Genomic DNA, 17,704 nt, shown 5'->3' on the forward strand with positions numbered 1-17,704 from the left:
GGCTCGAACACCTCCGCGGCTCAGCGCTCGGGTTCCGCAACCTCACCAACTACATCGCGAGATCTCTGCTCGAGTCTGGCGGCTTCAGACCCCGACTACACCCTGGATTGTGAAGAGCCAGATTCGCTCTCCCTACCTCATCTCGCTGGCGATCGTCTTCGCGCCCATCGCGGGGTTCATCGTTGTGATGAAGGCCTGGAAGGTAGGCCGAGACATCGCGAGCCAGCCATCGCCTGCCTCCGGAGGCGGTGCCAATGCTTGACACCTGGGGCAGTGACCTGATCGTAGGGCTGATGGCGGCCCTGCTCGGTGGCACCTTCCGCATCTTCGCGATCGTCGTCCCACCGACACGGCCGAACCGCAACGACAGACGCGAAGGCGAAACCCTATGGTCCGCTGCCATGCGACGGGCGGAGGAAGACAAGGCAGCGTCCCTTCCCAAGTCGGCGAAGCTCGCCACGATCGCCCTCTACGGACTCGTAGCCGTCATATGGATATCGGTCGCGATCAGCCCGGTCGAATGGCGTTGGATCGCGTTTGTAGTCGGCACTGCCGTCGGCTACGTCGTGGTCGAATTGGCATATCGAGCCGGGATGCGAACTGGCGGGGCCCAGCCGCCCACAGCCACACCCCGCGCGACATAGGAGACACGCCGCGCCGTGCGGAGTACGCGGGGCGAGTCGCCTCCTGCGGTCGGCGGTGCGGGGCCGACGACCACCAGCCGAGCCTGAGATCCTGCTGCGCAATCTCGTGGAGGCGCTCTACGGACGATCCTTCCGTCATGGCGTCCTTGCGCCCGAGGAAGGTGAGGGCGGGGCCGGTGTCGATGATCGCGCCTGGGCCAACGCTCATGCGTCGTCCAGCCAACAAAGGTCGACCGTGGAGTCGGCCCCCGCAACGAGGTCGTCCTCCTCTGCGGCGTCATCGCGGACCATGGCTCGATTCCCGCGCCTTTCAACTCGGTGGCGGGATCGGCTGGCGCCACACCCCGCACCGAGGCAGCAGTCTCCCCTTGCTGGCGCCTGCCGGGGGAGTTGGTGGGCGGCCAGGCAGGTGACGGTCCCGCGGCCTATTGCCTATCGGTGGAGCCGACCTGTCGCCAGGATGGGGTACGTAGATGGGTCGCACTTATGTAACGAGGAACTTCGGGCCTAGCGTGACGCGGGGCCGGCCGCCTCATTCCAGCCCAGGGTGGAGCGAAGAAACGCATGAGCAACTTTGAGCCCTACAGCGCAGGCGACCACTTTGCTTGGCAGCAGGCGCAACAGCAGCCGTTGTCGGCTCCGAACCCCTCTGCATCGAGTCGTGAGTGGGACCTCAAACGACACCTGCACGCCCACCCAGGAACGCCTGCGCTCATCAGGTCGATGACGATGGACGTCTTGCGGAGTTGCCGCGAACAGGTCGAGTTTCATGTCACGACTGTCGAGTTCCGCGGTGGTGCACTCCACCGCGAAATGGTGGGTAGGGCGAACGCATTCGAAGTGGTGCCGATCGGCACGTTAACGGTCAAGGGCCGGTACGACGACAGGTTCCAGGGCGACCTGGCCGTGCGTGCGGACGGCCGTTGCTTCCTTCGCACGCCCCAGGACGCGAATGTGGAGATGTCGCCTGACATGCGGTGGCGAGAACTTGAGGTCCGCCTTTCCGATTCGTTCGTGCTCGGCACCATCGCTCTGAGGTTGCACGCACTATTGCCTGTCCACCTCCGACCCGATCTTGACGAGGCGCTCATGCAACCAGGGCCACCCCGAGAGCCGGTGGACTCGGAGCCAACTAACGTCGAGGCAGCCAAGGCTCAGGTGCCGAGGAGGCCGGTGTCAAAGAGGGCGCGGCGCAGGGCGGCGACGATTCGTTCCAACAACATGCGCACAGCCATTGCCGCGTCAGACTTGGCCTCCATTCTTGAGCGCACTCAGCCTCACGGTCCGTTGACTCGCGCTGAGAAGAAGATGTGGAAGGACTTGAAGCGATTACGCGCCAAGTCTGCCCGTGCCCATGCAAAGGCCAACGCGTTAGACGGAGGTCAGTGACCGGGGTTATGTGAAGTTCGCGGCCCGTGGAGGCGCCGCCGCAACAGACCCAGGCGCATGTCGCCCGAGCGGCACGCGGCCGCTTACCGCTGCCCTGATTCCAAGCGCTCCTTGACACAGAGGGGTGCCAGATATGGATGCCCGCGAGGCTCAGAACTACAAGCGTTCGGCTGAACTAGCTGAAGTCGAGGCCGATCAGCTCAGCGGCTTCACGCAGTCGCGCCAGGTATCGGTGGGTTGCCATAACCAGCACGGTGCAGCCGACCTCTGTGAACGCATGCGCTTGGCCGGGATCCTGGTCGGCTGCGGGATGGACCCCGTAGTTGCCGAGGTCGCGAAGGTAGGAAGCGTGTGCGAGCAGCTCTTGGGTCATCGCCCGTGCCCGACGGCCCCTTTCGCGGAACATGTTCGCCACCAAGCGCTGCACCTCTCCCGTGCTGTTCCGCGCCAGTGCGGCAGCCAGCTCGGAACTCTCGGGTTCAAGCCCCATGCCCACCTCGTACCAGGCAGCTTCGCTCACGGCTCCGAGTAGGTTGACCGCGCTCAGGTACAGACCCCGGCGATAGGCGGCGAGGGCTTCGGAAAGGCACTCCATGGCTCGTGGGGTCAAAAGTGATCCGAGTCCGGCGGCGAACTCCGCGGCACTCAGAGCCGGTGCCTCGCCGAGCGGTCCAGTGCGAGGTTTCGCCCGGTAGGCACCATCCAACTTGGGCGTCGAGACTGGCACGCGTTCATTGCCTGAAGTTCCCGCGCGATGGACCGCAACCTGGATGTAGTCATTGCCGGGGGTCTCCGCTGGAACGATGACTCCCTCCGCGACCAGCTCGGCAATGGCGAGTTTCGTCGCGTGGGTCATCCGTGCGCGCTTGAGCTGCATCGCCTCGGGATCGACAGCTACCTCGGGTTCGAGTTCCGGCCTTATGTAGTAGTGCTCGTTGCGCTCAGCTGGTGTCACGCCCATGCTCGCAAGGACCTCATCGATCAGCGTCTGGGTCTGCGCGGCTGCTTCGGAGAGTCGGGACCGGACAGCAGCCTTGGCGACGACTATGTCCGCATCGCCAGGGGTGACCGCTAGGCGAATCGCCTCCATCACCTGCGCGCCGACGATATTGGGTGCCATGCGAGGACCATGCCTCAATCACTGCCACGATCGCTCGCACATCAGCTGATCCAGTCGTCGCGCCAGCGCCGACAGGCGGCGCAATGTGGCCCATAGGCTGCATTCGAAGGGACGCTGAGCGTCGGGCGTGCGCGGCAGCGGTGCACATCCCCTTTGGCGTGTTGGCGGGCGAGGTCTACCAAGGCGCTTTGAGCGCGGAGGCGCACATTGCCCTTCTTGGTCGCAGTGCTTCCAGCAGGGGCCAAGTGACACCGATCCGTGCAGCAGACCCAGACCGTGCGTCGTCCGACAGCGGCGTCTCCAGGTGGCCGTGTCCGGGGAGTGTGTGTCCAGCCGTAGGGACGGTCCTCAGCGCTGTACGTGCAGGACGGTGCAGGCAGCCGGGTCGGTCGCCTCACCCGGCAGGCTCGGGTCGAGCTCGCTCTTGCCGTTGCCCTTGAAGTCGTAGGTGCCGTTGCCGTTGTAGTCGACGCCGTGCAGCACGTAGACGGCCTCGCCGCGGCGGATGGCGCGCGCCACGTTCTTCGAGGTCCGGGTCAGGCGGTTGTAGTGGATGTTGCCGCGTGGGGCGGTCGGGAACCGGGTGACTGCGAGACCGCTCTTGGCGCTCGTGTCGCCCTTGGTGGTCAGCGAGATCCGGATGGGTCCGTAGGCCGCGGCGCCGTCGGTGGTGGTGAGCTGGTTGTCGCCGTTCTTGTCGTCGAACGCTTGCGGGCACTCGTGTCGAGCCTGGGCGCCGAAGTGGATGTGCTGGGCGTGCGGGACGCCCTTGACGAGCTTGCGCGCGTCGATGTCGACGACGACACGGCGGCCGGTGACGATGGCCTCGGCGCTGCCCTCCACGCCGGAGTTGTTGAGGGCGGTCAGGCGGCCGAAGGTCTCGGTGGTGTCGCGCGCTTCCATCGCGGACGCCGTGCCGCCCAGGGCGCCGACGCTGAGCAGGGTGGCCACGCTGACCGTGGCAGCGGTCTTCATCACTGTGTGCATGGGGATCATCTCCAACTTGGGGGTAGCGGACCGGGGTCGGCCCTGGTGTGTGTTCCCCGCCACCGCTGATCTCGGATGGGACCCGTCCCCCCGTAAGGGTGAGCGTCACGGTGCGGACGTGCTTCGCACGAGCGATGCTCGCCCTCACCGACACATGGGCAGCGACCAGCACATGTGCAGCGCCGACGGAGTACAGCGGCACCCCAGCCTCGGCGCGACCGCAGCCCTGCCCGACGCGCCGCGGGCCACAGGCATTGGCGCCCTGCTCGGGTTGGGAACGTGCGCGGCTGAGGGCTCGTGGAGCGCGGCGTCAGTCAGCCCCTGAAAAGTGGGCGCTACTCTCGAGGAGCCACTCGGGGGAGGGGGGTAAGACCCCTGCCGGAGCTTGGGGATCGCAACGTCCAGGGTGCCGGCGCGGGTGTCGAAGTCACGGTGCCGTTACGACGGTTAACCCGCTCCGGGGTGCTGAGGTCGGCACTGCAGATCGCGTCAGCCTCAGCGGACAGCAGCGTGTTGATGAACGTGGCGAGGAGCTCGCGCAACAGATCAGGGCTCGCCTGCGCGCGAGCTGTTCCTTGAGCAGACGGGCAGGGTCGATACTGGGGGTGACGGTCATCGTCGTGTCCTTCTTCGAGTTGGATGTAGGAGATCACTCGAAGGATCACGCGGTGGCCGTCACTGCTTCTACAGCGACACGCTCCCCGGGAGCCGTACACCACTCTGCTGGACGTCACTCGACGGTGGTTTCAGCTGGACCTGCTGGAACTACAGGTGCGCGCCCAAGTGGCGCTCGGGGACGGCGCCAACGTGTAGTGCTGGACGGCCCCGCTCGAGGTGGGAGGAACGAGCGGGGCCTGATCGTCAGCTTGCGCCGGTCGATCTGAGTTGTGGTACCCCAAAGTTGCTCCGTCTATGACGAAGGCCCGGCGCAACGGGTGAAGCGAAGTAGCTGGGGGCGGCCCGGCCGGTCGCTGGGGGAGGGGCGCGTCGGCCGAGCCTGCACGCCGGCGATGCTGACCTCGCCGGCGTGCGCCCGAGAATCTGGGCCATCGTGTCCCGAAACACTGAAGCTGTCCACACTCTTGGGGGTGGGCGCTCGCGTCGGCTCAGTCTGCTCCGAGATTTCTACGTCATGCCTCAACACTTTGACCGTCTCCATCGCTGAGGGTGTGGCCGCTCAGTCCCCGCAAGTTGTCCTCCCGCCGGCTTGCAGGCCCCTGAGCGCTGGGCGGCCACCCCGACGAGACGGTGACCCGGGCTCGGATCCTGGTACGCGGGCTGTCGCCCCGGCCTAGACAGTGTGGCTGGCCGTTCGCGGCAGGCGTAGCGTCACTCGCGGGGGCTGCGTTCGCCATCCCATCCAGGGGACCTGCCCGCGGAGCTACTTCCAGCCAGCTCCGCGGGCAGCGCCGCATCACTCCTGGTCGCCGCGGATCCGGCGAGCACGGATGGCGGGACGAAGCCGTCGAGGTCGGTGAGCTCGGGGCGGCGGACCCACTCGGCTGGGAAGGTGTCGATGCGGTTCTCGCCGATGCCGGTGTTGTAGCCGACCTCGAAGAACCAGTCCTGCGTGTTCTCGTCGACGAGCCGGGCGCGGATCTCGGCGTGCCAGGTTCCAGCGTGGGTGTAGGGGATGGGGAGTTCGAGGATGGCGTCCTCGCGCGCGTGGACGGGGTAGACGTCGGTCATCCGCATCAGAACATGTGCGAGGCGGGTCGGACACGACGGAAGCGCCCCGGCTCGCCCTGCGGAGGGCGGCCGGGACCGTCGAGTTTCTGCAGGCACTACTTCATGTAGACGTTCCCAACGTTCCCAAGGAGCAGGTCGGCGCCACCGTCGTAGGCGCTGAACCGGATGATACTGAGGCCGCTCCTTGCCGGCCAGGACCTCGGTGACGGGACTGGCGTGATGGCCCACGCGGACCTGGACGCCGAGGTGTCCAGCTTCGGCTGATAGGTGCACCGGTAAGCCATCAGCCTGAGGGCGGCCTGCACCCAGCGTCGACCGCAGGGCGGCTGCGCTTGACAGTCATAGGCGTATTAGCGGGCGACCTCTACAGGGGCGCTTTGAGCGTGAGCGTGAGTCCTCCCTCTGTTGGCGAACCCGCCGTCCTCGACACAGGTCAGTCGTGGTTCCCCTGAGCCACGAGCCCGGGACGCGTGTCGTGTCCCGGGCTCGTGGTGGTGGGCATGAGCGCCTGGGCATGGGTGGACCAGGATCAGGTGGAGCTACGACAGGTTGACGATCGGGCCCGTGTGGTCCACGACAGTGCCGTCCTCGCCGGACGTCGAGGTCCACGTCGTGACTGGGTAAACGACCCGCGGTCGATGTCTTCCTAAGTCACGACGTGGTACGGCAGCGCGCAGTTGTAGGCGCCATTGGCCGGCATGTTGCGCCAGCGGCAGCTGCGGGCGGCGATCGCGGGATCGAGGTCACACAGGTTGCCGCTCGGGACGACCGTGGTCACCGCACTCGTCAGGTTGGTGACGCGGTACGTGAACTAGAGCCGGTCGCCGACCGCGTACGGCGTCGACTTCGAGTTGGTGAGGGTTCCGCCCGTCACGGAGATTCGACCGTCGATCTCCTCGGGTCGCTTCGGAACGACCACCGCGACGGTGCCCTTGAGCTGCGTCCACCCTGAGCGGTCAGGCGGACCGGGATGCGGTAGGTGCCTCCTGCTTTGGACTCAGGTACGGACACCGTGAGCGGCAGCTCGGTGCTGCTCTCGGGAACGAGCTGGTCCGGGACGGGGGCGCTGACCGTCCATCCATCGGGGGCTTCGAAGGTCAGCTCCTGGGGCTTGATCACGGGCCCGAGCTGGTTCTCCACTGTCAGGGTGGTGGTCGTGTCCGTGCCACGCTCGAGGGTCACCTCGGGTGAGGTGACGGGAGCTCACAGGCCCTGAAGCCAGGCGAGGTTGAACTTGGCGAAACGGATGCCGTTGTGGCCCGGCTCGTAGAGCAACCCGACGTTGCCGTCGGGCAGGGTGGCCATCGTCGAGTCCCCGGCCTGCAACCGCCTCCCGTCGAGCCAGTCATACCGCGCAACAGGAGTGGGCGCCGGCGTACTACCTCTTCGACGCCGCTGGCCGCCGCCCGCTTGATCCCGAGGAGGTCCCGCTCGTGCGGGCACTCGCTGGAGAGACCGTGACCGATGCGGCCATCACGACGCGCCGGCCGGGCCACCCGGTGCGTCACCTGCGCTGCACTGCGGCGCCCCTGCATGACGGTGACCGGACGAGCGGTGCCCTGGTCCTGGTCACCGAGGTCTCCGAGCACGAGGACGACCCGGCGGCGATGGTGGACGCCCAGCTGACCCGCTACTGGCAGAGCATCAGTCGCCTGCAGGAGCTGTCCTCTCGGGTGGCCACCATCGCCAACCACCAGATCCGTACGCCGCTGACCGTGATCCAGGCTCACCTCGAGCTTCTAGAGGACGCGATCGATGAGCTCCCGGAAGACACCCGCCGAGCGGTCCCCGCCATCAGGCGAGGAGTGACCTCGCTGACCGACGCGCTCACCGCACTGGCGCGTGCAAACGATCTTGCCAACGCTGCCGATCCGGCGCTGGAGGCGGTCGCCCTTGTCGACGTCGCACGGCGTGCGACCATCCTGGTTCGGGCCAGTCATCCCATGCTGCGGGTCCATCTCAGCAGTGGGCCCACCTCCTATGTGCCCACGAACGCCGACTCGTTGTGGGTGCGACGAGCCATCGCTGCCTTGACCGAGGCCCTGGTCGGGCCACACCTCGACGCCGACGTAGCCCTCGAGGTCCTCGACGAGGGCGACACGGTCGGCGTGCGCCTGTCTCTGCTCGGGCACGAGTCGGACTCAGTAGCCCACCTCATTGAGACCTGGACATCGCGCGGCGATTCGTCGACCAGCCCTCGCTGCCTCGCGTTGTCCCTCGCCGAAGTCATCGCGCTGGCTCACGAGGGTCGCGTCGAGATCACCGAGACCCCGAGCGGGACCATCGCAACCCTCGTGCTGTCCCGTGCCCCCCCAACTGCCCTCGTCACGCTTGACCACGGCATCGCCCCACTCCGACAGCTGAACCAGCAACCGCTCGGAGCCAGCCGGGAGCCCAGCTGTCGGGAAGGGGGCAGTTTTCGACCGCTGACAGGACTGCCATCCTTGCCGCTGGGAAGGCGTACGTCCGCCTGCGATCCTCAGTCGCGGCGCCCTGAGTCCCGAGACCAGCCGCTCGTCCTGATGCCTTCCCTTCGGTGCGCGCAAGTACCGCGCGGTCGGGTGGTCAAGCGGCCGGCCAGGTCGTGACGATGGTGATGTCTGCCCACGTGCTCTCGCCGACGGCGTCTCGGATCCAGTCGAGCACTGCCTGCTGATCGGTCCGGTAGGCGAAGTCGACGCCACGGCAGTAGGCGTTCAGCCCGAAGGAGGTGACCCCGACGATGAGGTTGCTCTTCGAGCCCCCGTACAAGACAGGACCACCGGAGTCTCCCGAGCAGGTGCCGCCACGCCCGGCGCCGTTTCCGTTGGTCTGCAGGTTGAACCCGTCGGTGAGGTGGCTGCGCAGGTTCGTCAGCTGTGCCTGGGCCATCAGCCGCTCGCGGAAGGACGTGACCTTCACCGGGGAGCTCTCGGTCAAGCCGTAGCCGCTGGCGGTGAAGGTGAGCTCCTGCTGTCCTCGACGAGTGGCCAGGATGTCGAGCGTGCCGGCGGCCCCCAGGGTGCCGTACTCAGGCATCGCGATCTCCTGGTCCAGGATGACCAGGCCGACGTCGCGTGTGTTGGGAAGGCCACCGGACTGGGAGAATCCGTAGTTGTACAGCTCGTCGGAGGTGGCGCACAGCGTTCCGAGTGTCCCGGCTGCGCACGTCTGCGGGTACCCGGAGACCGGGTCCAGCCCGGTCGCAGGATCGTAGTTGGCTCCGGCGTCCTGCTGGAAGTAGACCCGCGCGGTGGCTGCGCCTGTCGAGGCGTCCGTGCAGTGCCCGGCGGTGAGGAACACCGTGGGCGTCAGCAGTGACCCAGAGCAGCGCTGCACGAACTCGCCGGCGAACTCAATCGGTTGTTGCAACTCGATCGTGAGTGAGAGGTTGCGGCGCGTGCCGGGAGTGAGGTTGACCGCTGATCAGCGGTTGGTGATTGAGCGGGCGTACATGGCGGGGTTGCCGCAGGCCACGATCGCGGCGTTGGTGGACAAGCATCCGTCAACGATCTCGAGGGAGCTGCGACGCGCGGGGTCGTTCGGGACTGCCTCGCCCCGCAGGCGGACAGCGCGGGCCGGTGGGCGGGGCTATCAGCTCAAGTACAGCGCCAAGTGGTCGCAGCGCGAGGCAGCGCGCAAGGCCCGCCGGCCCAAGGCCCGGCGGCTGGACCATGCGCCGTTGCGGGAGAAGGTGTGGCAGCTGTTGCGGGGCAACTGGTCGCCGGAGCAGATCGCAGCGATGCTGCCGGTGTTGTTCCCACGCGATGTGAGGATGCGGGTGTCGCACGAGACGATCTACCAGGCGTTGTTCGTCCAGACCAAGGGCGAGCTCAAGCGTGAGCTGACCGCGCACCTGCGCACCCAGCGGCAGCGCCGCAAGACCCAGGCTGGTGGCGCCAAAAGGGTCACGCTCGGGATCACCGACGACATCCGGATCTCGCAGCGTCCCGCCGAGGCCGAGGACCGGGCGGTGCCTGGGCACTGGGAGGGCGACCTGCTGCTCGGCGGCACGGGCAAGGGAGCGGTGATCACGCTGGTCGAACGGTCGTCGCGGTTCGTGCTTCTCGCGCCGCTACCGGGTCGTCACACCGCGGAGATCGCCCGGATGAAGCTGAGCGAGATGATCGCGACCCTGCCGTTGGAGCTCAGGAAGTCGATCACCTGGGACCGCGGATCGGAGATGGCCCAGCACGCCCGGTTCAAGACCGAGACCGGCATCCCGATCTACTTCTGCGACCCCCAGTCACCCTGGCAGCGCGGGACGAACGAGAACACCAACGGGCTGCTGCGTCAGTACTGGCCCAAGAGTGCAGACCTGCGCCACCTCACCGCCACCGACTGCGATGCAGTCGCCCTGCAGCTCAACACCCGACCCCGCAAGACCCTCGAGTGGCAGACTCCCGGCCAGGCCCTCAACCAGAGGCTCGTTGCATCAACCGATTGAGTCCGCGGCCGTCCTCGTCGTAGAACGCCACCAGTCCTACGAACGGGTGCTCGAAGTCCTCGACATAGTTGCCCGTGATCGCCGCCGCGGGGGGCGCGGTCATGGTCGTGGCCATGAGCAGGCCCGCCAGCAGAACCAGTGTCTTGCGCATGTTCGTTGCTCCTCCCGAGCCGGGCGCCCACTGCGCGTGACTCGTCAGCTCCTGGGGTCAGGCTGCCGTAGATCCGAGCGAATTGAGGGACCCACGCGGCGGCCACGCCAGGCACGGCACCCAGACGGCCCAGTCCAAGAGGACCGGGCCGTGTGGTGGAAGCGTCAGGCGTGGCGATCAGGTTGCGATTTATGAGGTGCCGTCCTCAACGGCTGGGCTTGTTGCCACCCTTGCCGCCCTTGCCCTTGGTGGGCGCGGGTGCTGTGGTGACCGACGTCGCCGTGGCCGCGGCGGCGTCGACGATGCCCCAGCCGAAGACCGGCGAGTACACCCCGGTGACCTCGGTGAGGGGCTGGCGTGCCGTGTCGAGCAGCACGTTCTCGACCTCCGCGAGGTTGCGGCCCTGCGCGAATAGCAGTGCCGCGACGCCCGCGACGTGCGGGGTGGCCATCGAGGTGCCCGCGTAGAAGTCGTAGTCCGCCTCGCCGCAGCCGGCGCTGCCGGTGCCCAGCGGCACGGTCGAGACGATGTCGTCCTCGCAGAACAGGAGGCCGGCACCGCCCGGGGCCGAGACCGCCTTGAGGTCGGCCTTGTTCGGCAGCTCCGAGAACCAGCTCTTGGCCTCGTTGCGGTCGGTCGAGGCGACGCAGACAGCGCCCGGCTCGAAGGCCGGGGTGTTGCACAGCGCGGTCGCGGAGTTGCCGGCCGCCGCGATGACCGCGACACCCCTGCTGTTGGCGTAGGCGATCGCCTCGGTCACCGAGCTCTCGAGCCCCGTCAGGGTCAGAGCCTGCGCCCCGGGCAGGGCGCCCAGGCTCAGGTTGATGACGTCGGCGCCGTTGTCGGCCGACCAGCGGATGCCGTCGGCGATCTCCTCGAAGGAGCCGCTGCCGTCCTCGAGGACCTTGACCGGCAGGATCTTCGCGTCCGGAGCGGTGCCGGCCACGCCGATGCCGTTGTCGGTGACGGCCGCGACGGTCCCAGCCACGTGGGTGCCGTGCTCATCGGCGTTGTTCTCCCCATCCGGGCCGCGGTAGTCACCGTTGCCGCAGGGCGACTGTCCCGTGCAGCCGGTGAAGGTGGCGCCCTGGAGGAGGTTGGCCTTCAAGTCGGGGTGGGTGAAGTCGACTCCGGTGTCGACCACGGCCACCACCGTCCCGGCGCCCGTGGTCGTGGTCCACGCCTGCTCGGCGCGGACCTGGTCCAGGCCCCACTGCAGATCGCGGAGGGGGTCGCTCGTGGCTGCGTGGGCGGTGCCGCCGTGCAGCAGCGCGGCGGCCAGGGCGAGGGGCAGGGCTGATCCAAGGACTCGGCGCATGGGGGGCATGCCTTTCCGTCGGGGGGTGCTTGTCTCGCGATGTCCAACGGGCCGGCCGCGCAGAGGTCACGGCGGCAGCGCGTCTCGCTGACCAGATCTGTTCGAATGCGCGCGAGAGTGGGCCTGCTGCTACGCAGGCATCGGACCGTGCCGTGAGGGACAGCCGACCAGCGTCCGCTGCTCGTTGTCGCGAACGCGCGGCTCGTAGTGACGGTGGAATGCGACGGCAATCAGTTCCCGTCGGCTTCGGACGCCGGTCTTCTCGAAGATGTTGCGCAGGTGCGCCTGCACGGTCCCGCTCGCGATGACCAGTTCCCGCGCGATCGTCTCTGTCGATTCGCCACGGATGACCATGAGGGTGATCTCCTGTTCCCGTGACGTGAGGTCGAAGGCACGCATGAGAAGCGAGGTCAGGTGGATCGGCTGAGCGGCCTCTATGACGACCGAGACCTGCCGGCTTCCGTCGCGGCGGTCGAGGCCGGAGCCATGCAGGACGATCCATCGTCCGCTGTCGGCGCGTACCCGTGATTCAGCTGGGCCACCGGCCTGGCTCAACACCTGTCCCGCGACCGCGAGCACGCTTGCTGGCCGCGTGTCGACAGTCCCACCCAGGTCGGCGAGCCATCCGGGTGCGGTGGGTGTCGCCGATTCGACGGCGAGCCGCTCGTCGAGGATGACCAGCCCGGGCGCGTGCGGGAGGTCGGGCTCGTGTGCCTGACCGAGGAGTAGTGCGTGCCGGGCGCCGGTGGCGAGCCACGGCGCCACGTGGCGTACCAGGTCGACGTCGACGCGAGAGAACGCCGGTCGACCAGTCTCGCGGTACAGCCCGACGAGGCCCCACGCCTCGCCGTCGCGTGTCCGCAGGGCGAACAGCAGCTCCTGGTCGCACCCGTACGGCTGCATCTCCTCGTGGAACTTGCGGGAGAGCTCGGGCCTTCCCCCGGTGGCGTCATGCAGTGTCCCGACACCCTGCGAGGAGTTCAGCACCTCCCGCATCGAGTTGTAGTCGCTCTCGGCGTACTCCCGGCCCAGCCACTCGCCCGGGATCTCGGGCAGTCCCTCCTGGAAGTGGCTGGTTGTCAGCAGAGATGCGGGATCGACCGTGAAGAAGCACGCGCCTTCGAAGTGGGGGACTGCCTCGGCCAGCAGCGGACCTGTCTCCCGCCACAGCGTCACCAGGTCCGATCCTGAGTCTGTGACCGACTTCAGCTTGTCGATCACCCGCTGGTGCGTGCCCATGTCGGTCTGCCTACCAGATTTCTGCAATGGCGTACGAGCGCGCGCCGCAGGATCCTCAACCCATGGAGACACGCATCATCCCCGCCGGCGAGGGGGAGGTCCTTGGCCCACCGCTGGGGTGTCGCGACCGATTCCTGGTCGATTCCAAGGACTGGGGCGGCAGCTTGGCGGTGGTCGAACACCTGCTGGCCCCCCACGCCATCGCTGCTCCACTGCACCGGCACACCAAGGAGGACGAGTTCAGCCTCATCCTGGAAGGCCGGGTCTGGTTCATCGCGAACAACGCAGAACACATCGCCGAGGAAGGTGACCTGGTCTTCAAGCCGCGCGGCGAGTGGCACACCTTCTTCAACGCCGCCGACGAACCCGCCCGACTCCTCGAGCTGATCTCGCCGGGCGGGCTGGAGGAGGCGTTTCGCATCATCGACACCGCCACAGACGACTTCGACCTGGACCGATTCATCGCTCCCTACGGCTGCGAGCCCGACTTCGCGGCTACCACCGCCCATCATCGAGAAGTACGGGCTGACCTTCGGATAGGACGACCCACGTCGCGGCAATGGTTCTCACGAAGGGCAAGTCGTGACCGCTGTGGGCGGGGTGAGCCTCAGCGAGAAGACGGTCCGGACGGTGTTGGCGTGCGAGCTCCGTTGCGCACGCCTGCGCCCGGCGAGACACTCATCTGATGGGTGGAAGCCCGGTTCCGACGTACTGCCCGTTATGCGTGTCGCGCTGTGGGGCACGCGCCACGGTGAGGGGCGGGACGTTGGTAGCGCTGGACCCGGATCCGTCGCACCCAACGGGTAGCGCCATCTGCGTGAAGGGCAAGGCGGCGCCCGACATCGTCTACCACCCCTCGAGGCTGCGCCACCCACTCAGGCGTACGACCAGCAAGGATGCCGTCGACCCGGGGTGGGAGCAGATCACCTGGGACGAGGCGCTGGACACGATCGCCCACCGCTTGAACGCCGCCGCTGCCGCGGGAGGTCCGCAGTCGGTCGGCTTCAGCTCGAGCTCGCCGTCCACCTCGGCGATCAGCGACGCCGTCGACTGGGTACAGCGACTGATCCGTGCGTTCGGCAGCCCCAACTACTGCACCTCCGTGGAGCTGTGCGGGTGGGGTCGATACCTCGCGCCGCTCTACACGTACGGCGCCTCCGTGCCCGGCGCGTACCTGCCGGACCTCGAGAATGCCGGCTGCATCCTGTTCTGGGGATACAACCCGTCCGTGGCCAGGCTCGCGCACGCGACGAGCACCGTGGCCGCGCTCCGTCGCGGCGCGCGACTGATCGTCATCGACCCGCGCAAGGCGGGCTTGGCGTCCAAGGCGCACCACTGGCTACGTGTTCGGCCCGGCACCGACGCGGCACTCGCTCTGGCCCTCACGCACGTGATGATCGAGAACGGCTGGTACGACGAGGACTTCGTCCGTCACTGGACGAATGCCGGTGACGACGTCGACGGCCGCAGCGTCTGGGACCTGCTGACCTCGCGCTGCGCGGAGTTCCGCCCGGACGTGACAGCGGAGATCACCGGAGTACCGGCCGGGGTGATCGTCGCCGCCGCGCGGACGCTCTGGGAGGCCCGGCCGGTGGCGTTCTACACGTGGAGTGGGCTGGAACAGCACAGCGGCACGACGCAGACCATCCGCGCGATCAACGTGCTCTATGCGCTGACCGGAAGCCTGGACGTGGCGGGTGGGAACGTGCTGTTCGAGGCGGTGCCGTCGAACCCGGTCGACGGCATGGAGTTCCTGACCCCAGCGCGCCCGCCGGCAGTGGGTCTCGAGGAGCGACCGCTCGGGCCGGCCCGGTTCGAGTTCGTCACCGGCGAGGACTTCTACAACGCCGCGCTCGATCGACGGATCAGGACGCTGCTGAGCTTCGGCGGCAACCTCGTGATGGCCCACGGCGACAGCGCCCGCGGCCGCGACGCGCTACGGAGCCTGGACTTCTTCGCGCAGATCGACCTGTTCATGACCCCGACCGCCGAGCTGGCAGACATCGTGCTGCCCGCGACGACGCCGTTCGAGTCGGAGGCACTGAAGATCGGCTTCGAGTACAGCCAGGAGGCTCAGTCGCTCGTCCAGCTGCGACAGCCGCTGGTGCCACCGCAGGGTGAAGCCCGCTCGGACCTGCAGATCGTGTTCGACCTCGCGACGCGACTCGGCCTCGGCGCGCACTTCTGGGACGGCGACATCGACGCGGCGTGGCGCCACCAGCTGGCGCCAAGCGGGATCACCCTGGAAGAGCTGCGAGCCCAACCGGAGGGGGTACGAGTGCCGCTGACCACGCGCTACCGCAAGTACCTCGACACAGGGTTCGCGACCCCTTCAGGCAAGGTGGAGCTCTACTCCGCGACCCTGGCCGATCATGGCTACTCGCCCCTACCAGAGTTCGTGGAACCTCTCACCAGCCCCCGCTCCCGCCCGGACCTCGCCGAGCGGTACCCGCTGGTGCTCAGCTGCGCGAAGTCACTGTTCTTCTGCGAGACCCAGCACCGCCAGATCCCCGCCCTGCGCAAGAGTGCACCCGACCCGCAACTCGAGCTGCACCCGTCCACCGCAGCCGCCCGCGGAATCGTCGCATCCGACTGGGTCTCGCTCGAGACTCCCCACGGCAGCATCAAGGCGAGGGCGAAGCTCAATGCCAGCCTCGACCCACAGGTGGTGTTCGCCCAGCACGGCTGGTGGCAGGCGTGCGACGAGCTGGGGCTGGGCGGCTACCCGCCGTACGGGCCGGACAGCGCGAACCTCAACCTGGTGCTGCGCCAGACGCCGAGCGACCCCATCAGCGGCAGCTCCCCGCTGCGCGCCACGGTCTGTGACGTCACCCTGCTCGACGCCGCTGTGCCTGCCGGGAGATCGCCAGCCGGCTCGCCCCTTGTGAGCAGGGCTGAGCTCAGGTTCCCGTGGTCTGATCCAGGGGCTCCTCCGTCGCAATCGGGGTCCATAGTGGATCGATGAACGCATCCGAGCAGACAGCAGAGGAGGTTGCCGAGCGGTTGTTCGGCTCGCTCCTCGGCACGGTGGAGATCATGTCGGTGTATCTCGGCGACCGTCTCGGTTGGTATCGCGCCCTGGCCAGCGACGGTCCGGCCAGCCCGGCAGAGCTCGCTCACCGTACCGGCACCCAGGTCCGCTACGCCCGCGAGTGGCTTGAGCAGCAGGCCGTGTCGGGGTTGCTGGTCGTCGAGTCCGACGGCGCCCCCGACGATCGTCGCTTCGCCATCCCCTCCAGCACTGCCGAGGTGATGACAGACGCGACCAGCCTGGCCTACCTCGCGCCGATGGGACGGATGTTCGGTGCCGTGGGCCCCGTGCTCCCCCGACTCCTCGAGGTCTACCGGACGGGGGGCGGCATCAGCTGGGACGACCTCGGCGATGACGCCCGGGAGTCACAGGCCGACGCCAACCGGCCGTGGTACGACACGCGGCTCGCCCCGGCACTCGCAGGCGTGCCCGCCGTGCACGACGCCCTCACGACACCGGGTTGCCGGGTGCTCGACGTGGGGTGCGGTGCAGGCTGGTCGAGCATCGCCCTGGCCAAGGCCTATCCCTCGGCCACGGTCCTCGGGATCGACATCGACCAACCCTCCGTCGACATGGCCACCGCGCACGCAGCGCAGGAGGGCGTGACCGAACGGGTGCAGTTCCTGCACCAGGACGCGGCCTCCCTGCCCGAGGGGACGGTCGACATCGCCTTCGCCTTCGAGTGCGTGCACGACATGCCTCGCCCCGTCGAGGTCCTCCGCGCGGTGCGACGCACCCTCGCCCCCGGGGGCTCACTGATCGTGATGGACGAGGCCGTCGCCGACGCCTTCGCCCCGGACGGCGACGAGCTGGAACGGATGATGTACGGCTTCAGCCTCTTCGTCTGCCTGCCCGACGGGCTGTCCTCACCCCCCAGCGTCGGGACCGGCACGGTGATGCGCCCCTCTACCTTGCAGGCGTACGGCCAGGACGCCGGCTTCGACACCTTCGAGGTCCTCCCGATCGAGGACTTCGGCTTCTGGCGCTTCTATCGGCTGTCCTGACCTCAGGCGCCGAGCTCCTCGAGCAAACGGTGAATGTGACCTTCGACCCTCCCAGCCCTCCATTCGGCACTCTCGGCGTCCCAGGACTGGGCGCATCGTGAGGTGAGGAGTCCTGTCGGCCGGGCCGACCAGAGCCCGACGCGGACCAACGGGAGGGGGCGGAGATGACTACCCGCGATACGCACGCGGCAGACGTTCAGGACGAGCTGGGGCGCGGGCCGGCAGGGGCGCGCCTGCCGAGCAGGTTCCGCGCCGTGAGGGGCCGGTCGCTACGCCCCGGGCTGGCGCTTCTGCACTCCCCCTATCGCGTGCTGGCGGGCGACCTCCACGGGGGCGCTCTGAGCGGGGGAGTGCACCCTCCCGATGTTGGTCTCCGACGATGGTGTGCGAGACGATCGGCCACCAAGACGGCGAGGGTCGAGTTGTCACCTGTCCGCGCAGCAGACCCGATCGAGATCAACTAGGACCAGGCGCCTCGCTCGCAGAGCCGGGCAGTCGAGACCACCGAACTGTCAGGAGTCTGTCGCGCCGGTAATCCGCGAGGTCGTCATCATGCGGATGAGAAAAACGTAGAACGCTGAAGGACTTCGCCGACGGGCAAGGTCTTGCCCAGCAAAGCGTCGCCAGGAACGCGTGAGTCGACCGTCAACCTCTGACGCATACGCAATCGAGATGAGCAATGTCGACGGCGTTCCAAAGCTGGTCG

The 17,704-nt window shown here is 67.8% G+C and carries 17 protein-coding genes and 1 pseudogene; 7 read left to right on the top strand and 11 right to left on the bottom strand.

Annotated elements, in window-relative coordinates; genetic code table 11:
• Positions 1 to 254 precede the first annotated feature (254 nt).
• Together AC57BS_RS05060 and AC57BS_RS05065 are read left to right on the top strand one after the other, a co-directional pair.
• On the top strand, positions 255 to 644 hold the full coding sequence (locus tag AC57BS_RS05060) for a hypothetical protein (protein ID WP_496410371.1): 390 nt from the start codon (positions 255 to 257) through the stop codon (positions 642 to 644).
• 564 nt (positions 645 to 1,208) lie between these two features.
• A complete protein-coding gene (locus AC57BS_RS05065) occupies positions 1,209 to 2,033 on the top strand; it encodes a hypothetical protein (RefSeq protein ID WP_496410372.1) in 825 nt (274 codons plus the stop codon).
• 175 nt (positions 2,034 to 2,208) lie between these two features.
• Here AC57BS_RS05065 and AC57BS_RS05070 read toward each other — a convergent pair whose 3' ends face one another.
• The 7 genes and pseudogenes from AC57BS_RS05070 to AC57BS_RS05100 all read right to left on the bottom strand — a co-directional run bounded on the left by AC57BS_RS05070 (position 2,209) and on the right by AC57BS_RS05100 (position 7,155).
• Positions 2,209 to 3,153: a hypothetical protein gene (locus AC57BS_RS05070; RefSeq protein ID WP_496410373.1), complete on the bottom strand. Its 945-nt coding sequence runs from the start codon at positions 3,151 to 3,153 to the stop codon at positions 2,209 to 2,211.
• Between the two features lie 348 nt (positions 3,154 to 3,501).
• On the bottom strand, positions 3,502 to 4,140 hold the full coding sequence (locus AC57BS_RS05075; protein ID WP_496410374.1) for a hypothetical protein: 639 nt from the start codon (positions 4,138 to 4,140) through the stop codon (positions 3,502 to 3,504).
• Between the two features lie 360 nt (positions 4,141 to 4,500).
• Positions 4,501 to 4,756 (bottom strand): annotated as a pseudogene (locus AC57BS_RS05080) (transposase); the annotation flags it as partial.
• A gap of 713 nt (positions 4,757 to 5,469) precedes the next feature.
• Positions 5,470 to 5,829: a hypothetical protein gene (locus AC57BS_RS05085; protein ID WP_496410375.1), complete on the bottom strand. Its 360-nt coding sequence runs from the start codon at positions 5,827 to 5,829 to the stop codon at positions 5,470 to 5,472.
• Between the two features lie 646 nt (positions 5,830 to 6,475).
• A complete protein-coding gene (locus AC57BS_RS05090; RefSeq protein ID WP_496410376.1) occupies positions 6,476 to 6,607 on the bottom strand; it encodes a hypothetical protein in 132 nt (43 codons plus the stop codon).
• Between the two features lie 92 nt (positions 6,608 to 6,699).
• Positions 6,700 to 7,011: an NEW3 domain-containing protein gene (locus AC57BS_RS05095; protein ID WP_496410377.1), complete on the bottom strand. Its 312-nt coding sequence runs from the start codon at positions 7,009 to 7,011 to the stop codon at positions 6,700 to 6,702.
• 21 nt (positions 7,012 to 7,032) lie between these two features.
• The gene (locus AC57BS_RS05100) at positions 7,033 to 7,155 is read right to left on the bottom strand and encodes a hypothetical protein (RefSeq protein WP_496410378.1); all 123 of its coding nucleotides are present in this window, start codon (positions 7,153 to 7,155) and stop codon (positions 7,033 to 7,035) included.
• Positions 7,156 to 7,286: 131 nt separating this feature from the next.
• Between AC57BS_RS05100 and AC57BS_RS05105 the strand changes: the two genes are divergently transcribed.
• Positions 7,287 to 8,417 carry a sensor histidine kinase gene (locus tag AC57BS_RS05105; RefSeq protein WP_496410379.1) on the top strand — a complete coding sequence of 377 codons (1,131 nt, stop codon included), beginning with the start codon at positions 7,287 to 7,289 and terminating at the stop codon, positions 8,415 to 8,417.
• On the opposite strand, the gene AC57BS_RS05110 is transcribed toward AC57BS_RS05105, so the two are convergent.
• Positions 8,395 to 9,180, bottom strand: a complete 786-nt coding sequence (locus tag AC57BS_RS05110; protein WP_496410380.1) for a trypsin-like serine protease — start codon at positions 9,178 to 9,180, stop codon at positions 8,395 to 8,397. The two genes, AC57BS_RS05105 and AC57BS_RS05110, sit on opposite strands and share 23 nt — an antisense overlap.
• 28 nt (positions 9,181 to 9,208) lie before the next feature.
• Here AC57BS_RS05110 and AC57BS_RS05115 point away from each other — a divergent pair, with 28 nt between their 5' ends.
• The gene (locus AC57BS_RS05115; RefSeq protein WP_496410381.1) at positions 9,209 to 10,255 is read left to right on the top strand and encodes an IS30 family transposase; all 1,047 of its coding nucleotides are present in this window, start codon (positions 9,209 to 9,211) and stop codon (positions 10,253 to 10,255) included.
• Here the strand turns inward: AC57BS_RS05115 and AC57BS_RS05120 are convergent.
• The 3 genes from AC57BS_RS05120 to AC57BS_RS05130 all read right to left on the bottom strand — a co-directional run bounded on the left by AC57BS_RS05120 (position 10,224) and on the right by AC57BS_RS05130 (position 12,963).
• Positions 10,224 to 10,406 (bottom strand): hypothetical protein, encoded by a 183-nt coding sequence (locus AC57BS_RS05120; protein ID WP_496410382.1) that lies wholly within the window; start codon positions 10,404 to 10,406, stop codon positions 10,224 to 10,226. The two genes, AC57BS_RS05115 and AC57BS_RS05120, sit on opposite strands and share 32 nt — an antisense overlap.
• 205 nt (positions 10,407 to 10,611) lie before the next feature.
• Positions 10,612 to 11,724: a S8 family serine peptidase gene (locus AC57BS_RS05125; protein WP_496410383.1), complete on the bottom strand. Its 1,113-nt coding sequence runs from the start codon at positions 11,722 to 11,724 to the stop codon at positions 10,612 to 10,614.
• A 129-nt stretch (positions 11,725 to 11,853) separates the two neighbouring features.
• On the bottom strand, positions 11,854 to 12,963 hold the full coding sequence (locus AC57BS_RS05130; RefSeq protein WP_496410384.1) for a helix-turn-helix transcriptional regulator: 1,110 nt from the start codon (positions 12,961 to 12,963) through the stop codon (positions 11,854 to 11,856).
• Positions 12,964 to 13,025: 62 nt separating this feature from the next.
• Here AC57BS_RS05130 and AC57BS_RS05135 point away from each other — a divergent pair, with 62 nt between their 5' ends.
• From AC57BS_RS05135 to AC57BS_RS05145, 3 genes are read left to right on the top strand one after another with little or no spacing between them, the layout of a single operon-like run.
• A complete protein-coding gene (locus AC57BS_RS05135) occupies positions 13,026 to 13,649 on the top strand; it encodes a cupin domain-containing protein (protein ID WP_496410385.1) in 624 nt (207 codons plus the stop codon).
• Positions 13,649 to 15,928: a molybdopterin-containing oxidoreductase family protein gene (locus tag AC57BS_RS05140; protein WP_496410386.1), complete on the top strand. Its 2,280-nt coding sequence runs from the start codon at positions 13,649 to 13,651 to the stop codon at positions 15,926 to 15,928. The genes AC57BS_RS05135 and AC57BS_RS05140 overlap by 1 nt, the downstream gene beginning before the upstream one ends.
• Positions 15,925 to 16,998: a class I SAM-dependent methyltransferase gene (locus AC57BS_RS05145; RefSeq protein WP_496410387.1), complete on the top strand. Its 1,074-nt coding sequence runs from the start codon at positions 15,925 to 15,927 to the stop codon at positions 16,996 to 16,998. The genes AC57BS_RS05140 and AC57BS_RS05145 overlap by 4 nt, the downstream gene beginning before the upstream one ends.
• The last annotated feature ends 706 nt before the right edge of the window (positions 16,999 to 17,704 follow it).

This window comes from Nocardioides sp. BGA-UO-ETr-FS32, assembly GCF_059567905.1.

Bases quoted from the DNA above. Each gene is read 5' to 3' on its own strand.
- AC57BS_RS05060 (WP_496410371.1), top strand. From the start codon at position 255: ATGCTTGACACCTGGGGCAGTGACCTGATCGTAGGGCTGATGGCGGCC.
- AC57BS_RS05065 (WP_496410372.1), top strand. From the start codon at position 1,209: ATGAGCAACTTTGAGCCCTACAGCGCAGGCGACCACTTTGCTTGGCAG.
- AC57BS_RS05070 (WP_496410373.1), bottom strand. From the start codon at position 3,153: ATGGCACCCAATATCGTCGGCGCGCAGGTGATGGAGGCGATTCGCCTA.
- AC57BS_RS05075 (WP_496410374.1), bottom strand. From the start codon at position 4,140: ATGCACACAGTGATGAAGACCGCTGCCACGGTCAGCGTGGCCACCCTG.
- AC57BS_RS05085 (WP_496410375.1), bottom strand. From the start codon at position 5,829: ATGACCGACGTCTACCCCGTCCACGCGCGCGAGGACGCCATCCTCGAA.
- AC57BS_RS05120 (WP_496410382.1), bottom strand. From the start codon at position 10,406: ATGCGCAAGACACTGGTTCTGCTGGCGGGCCTGCTCATGGCCACGACC.
- AC57BS_RS05125 (WP_496410383.1), bottom strand. From the start codon at position 11,724: ATGCGCCGAGTCCTTGGATCAGCCCTGCCCCTCGCCCTGGCCGCCGCG.
- AC57BS_RS05130 (WP_496410384.1), bottom strand. From the start codon at position 12,963: ATGGGCACGCACCAGCGGGTGATCGACAAGCTGAAGTCGGTCACAGAC.
- AC57BS_RS05135 (WP_496410385.1), top strand. From the start codon at position 13,026: ATGGAGACACGCATCATCCCCGCCGGCGAGGGGGAGGTCCTTGGCCCA.
- AC57BS_RS05140 (WP_496410386.1), top strand. From the start codon at position 13,649: ATGGGTGGAAGCCCGGTTCCGACGTACTGCCCGTTATGCGTGTCGCGC.
- AC57BS_RS05145 (WP_496410387.1), top strand. From the start codon at position 15,925: ATGAACGCATCCGAGCAGACAGCAGAGGAGGTTGCCGAGCGGTTGTTC.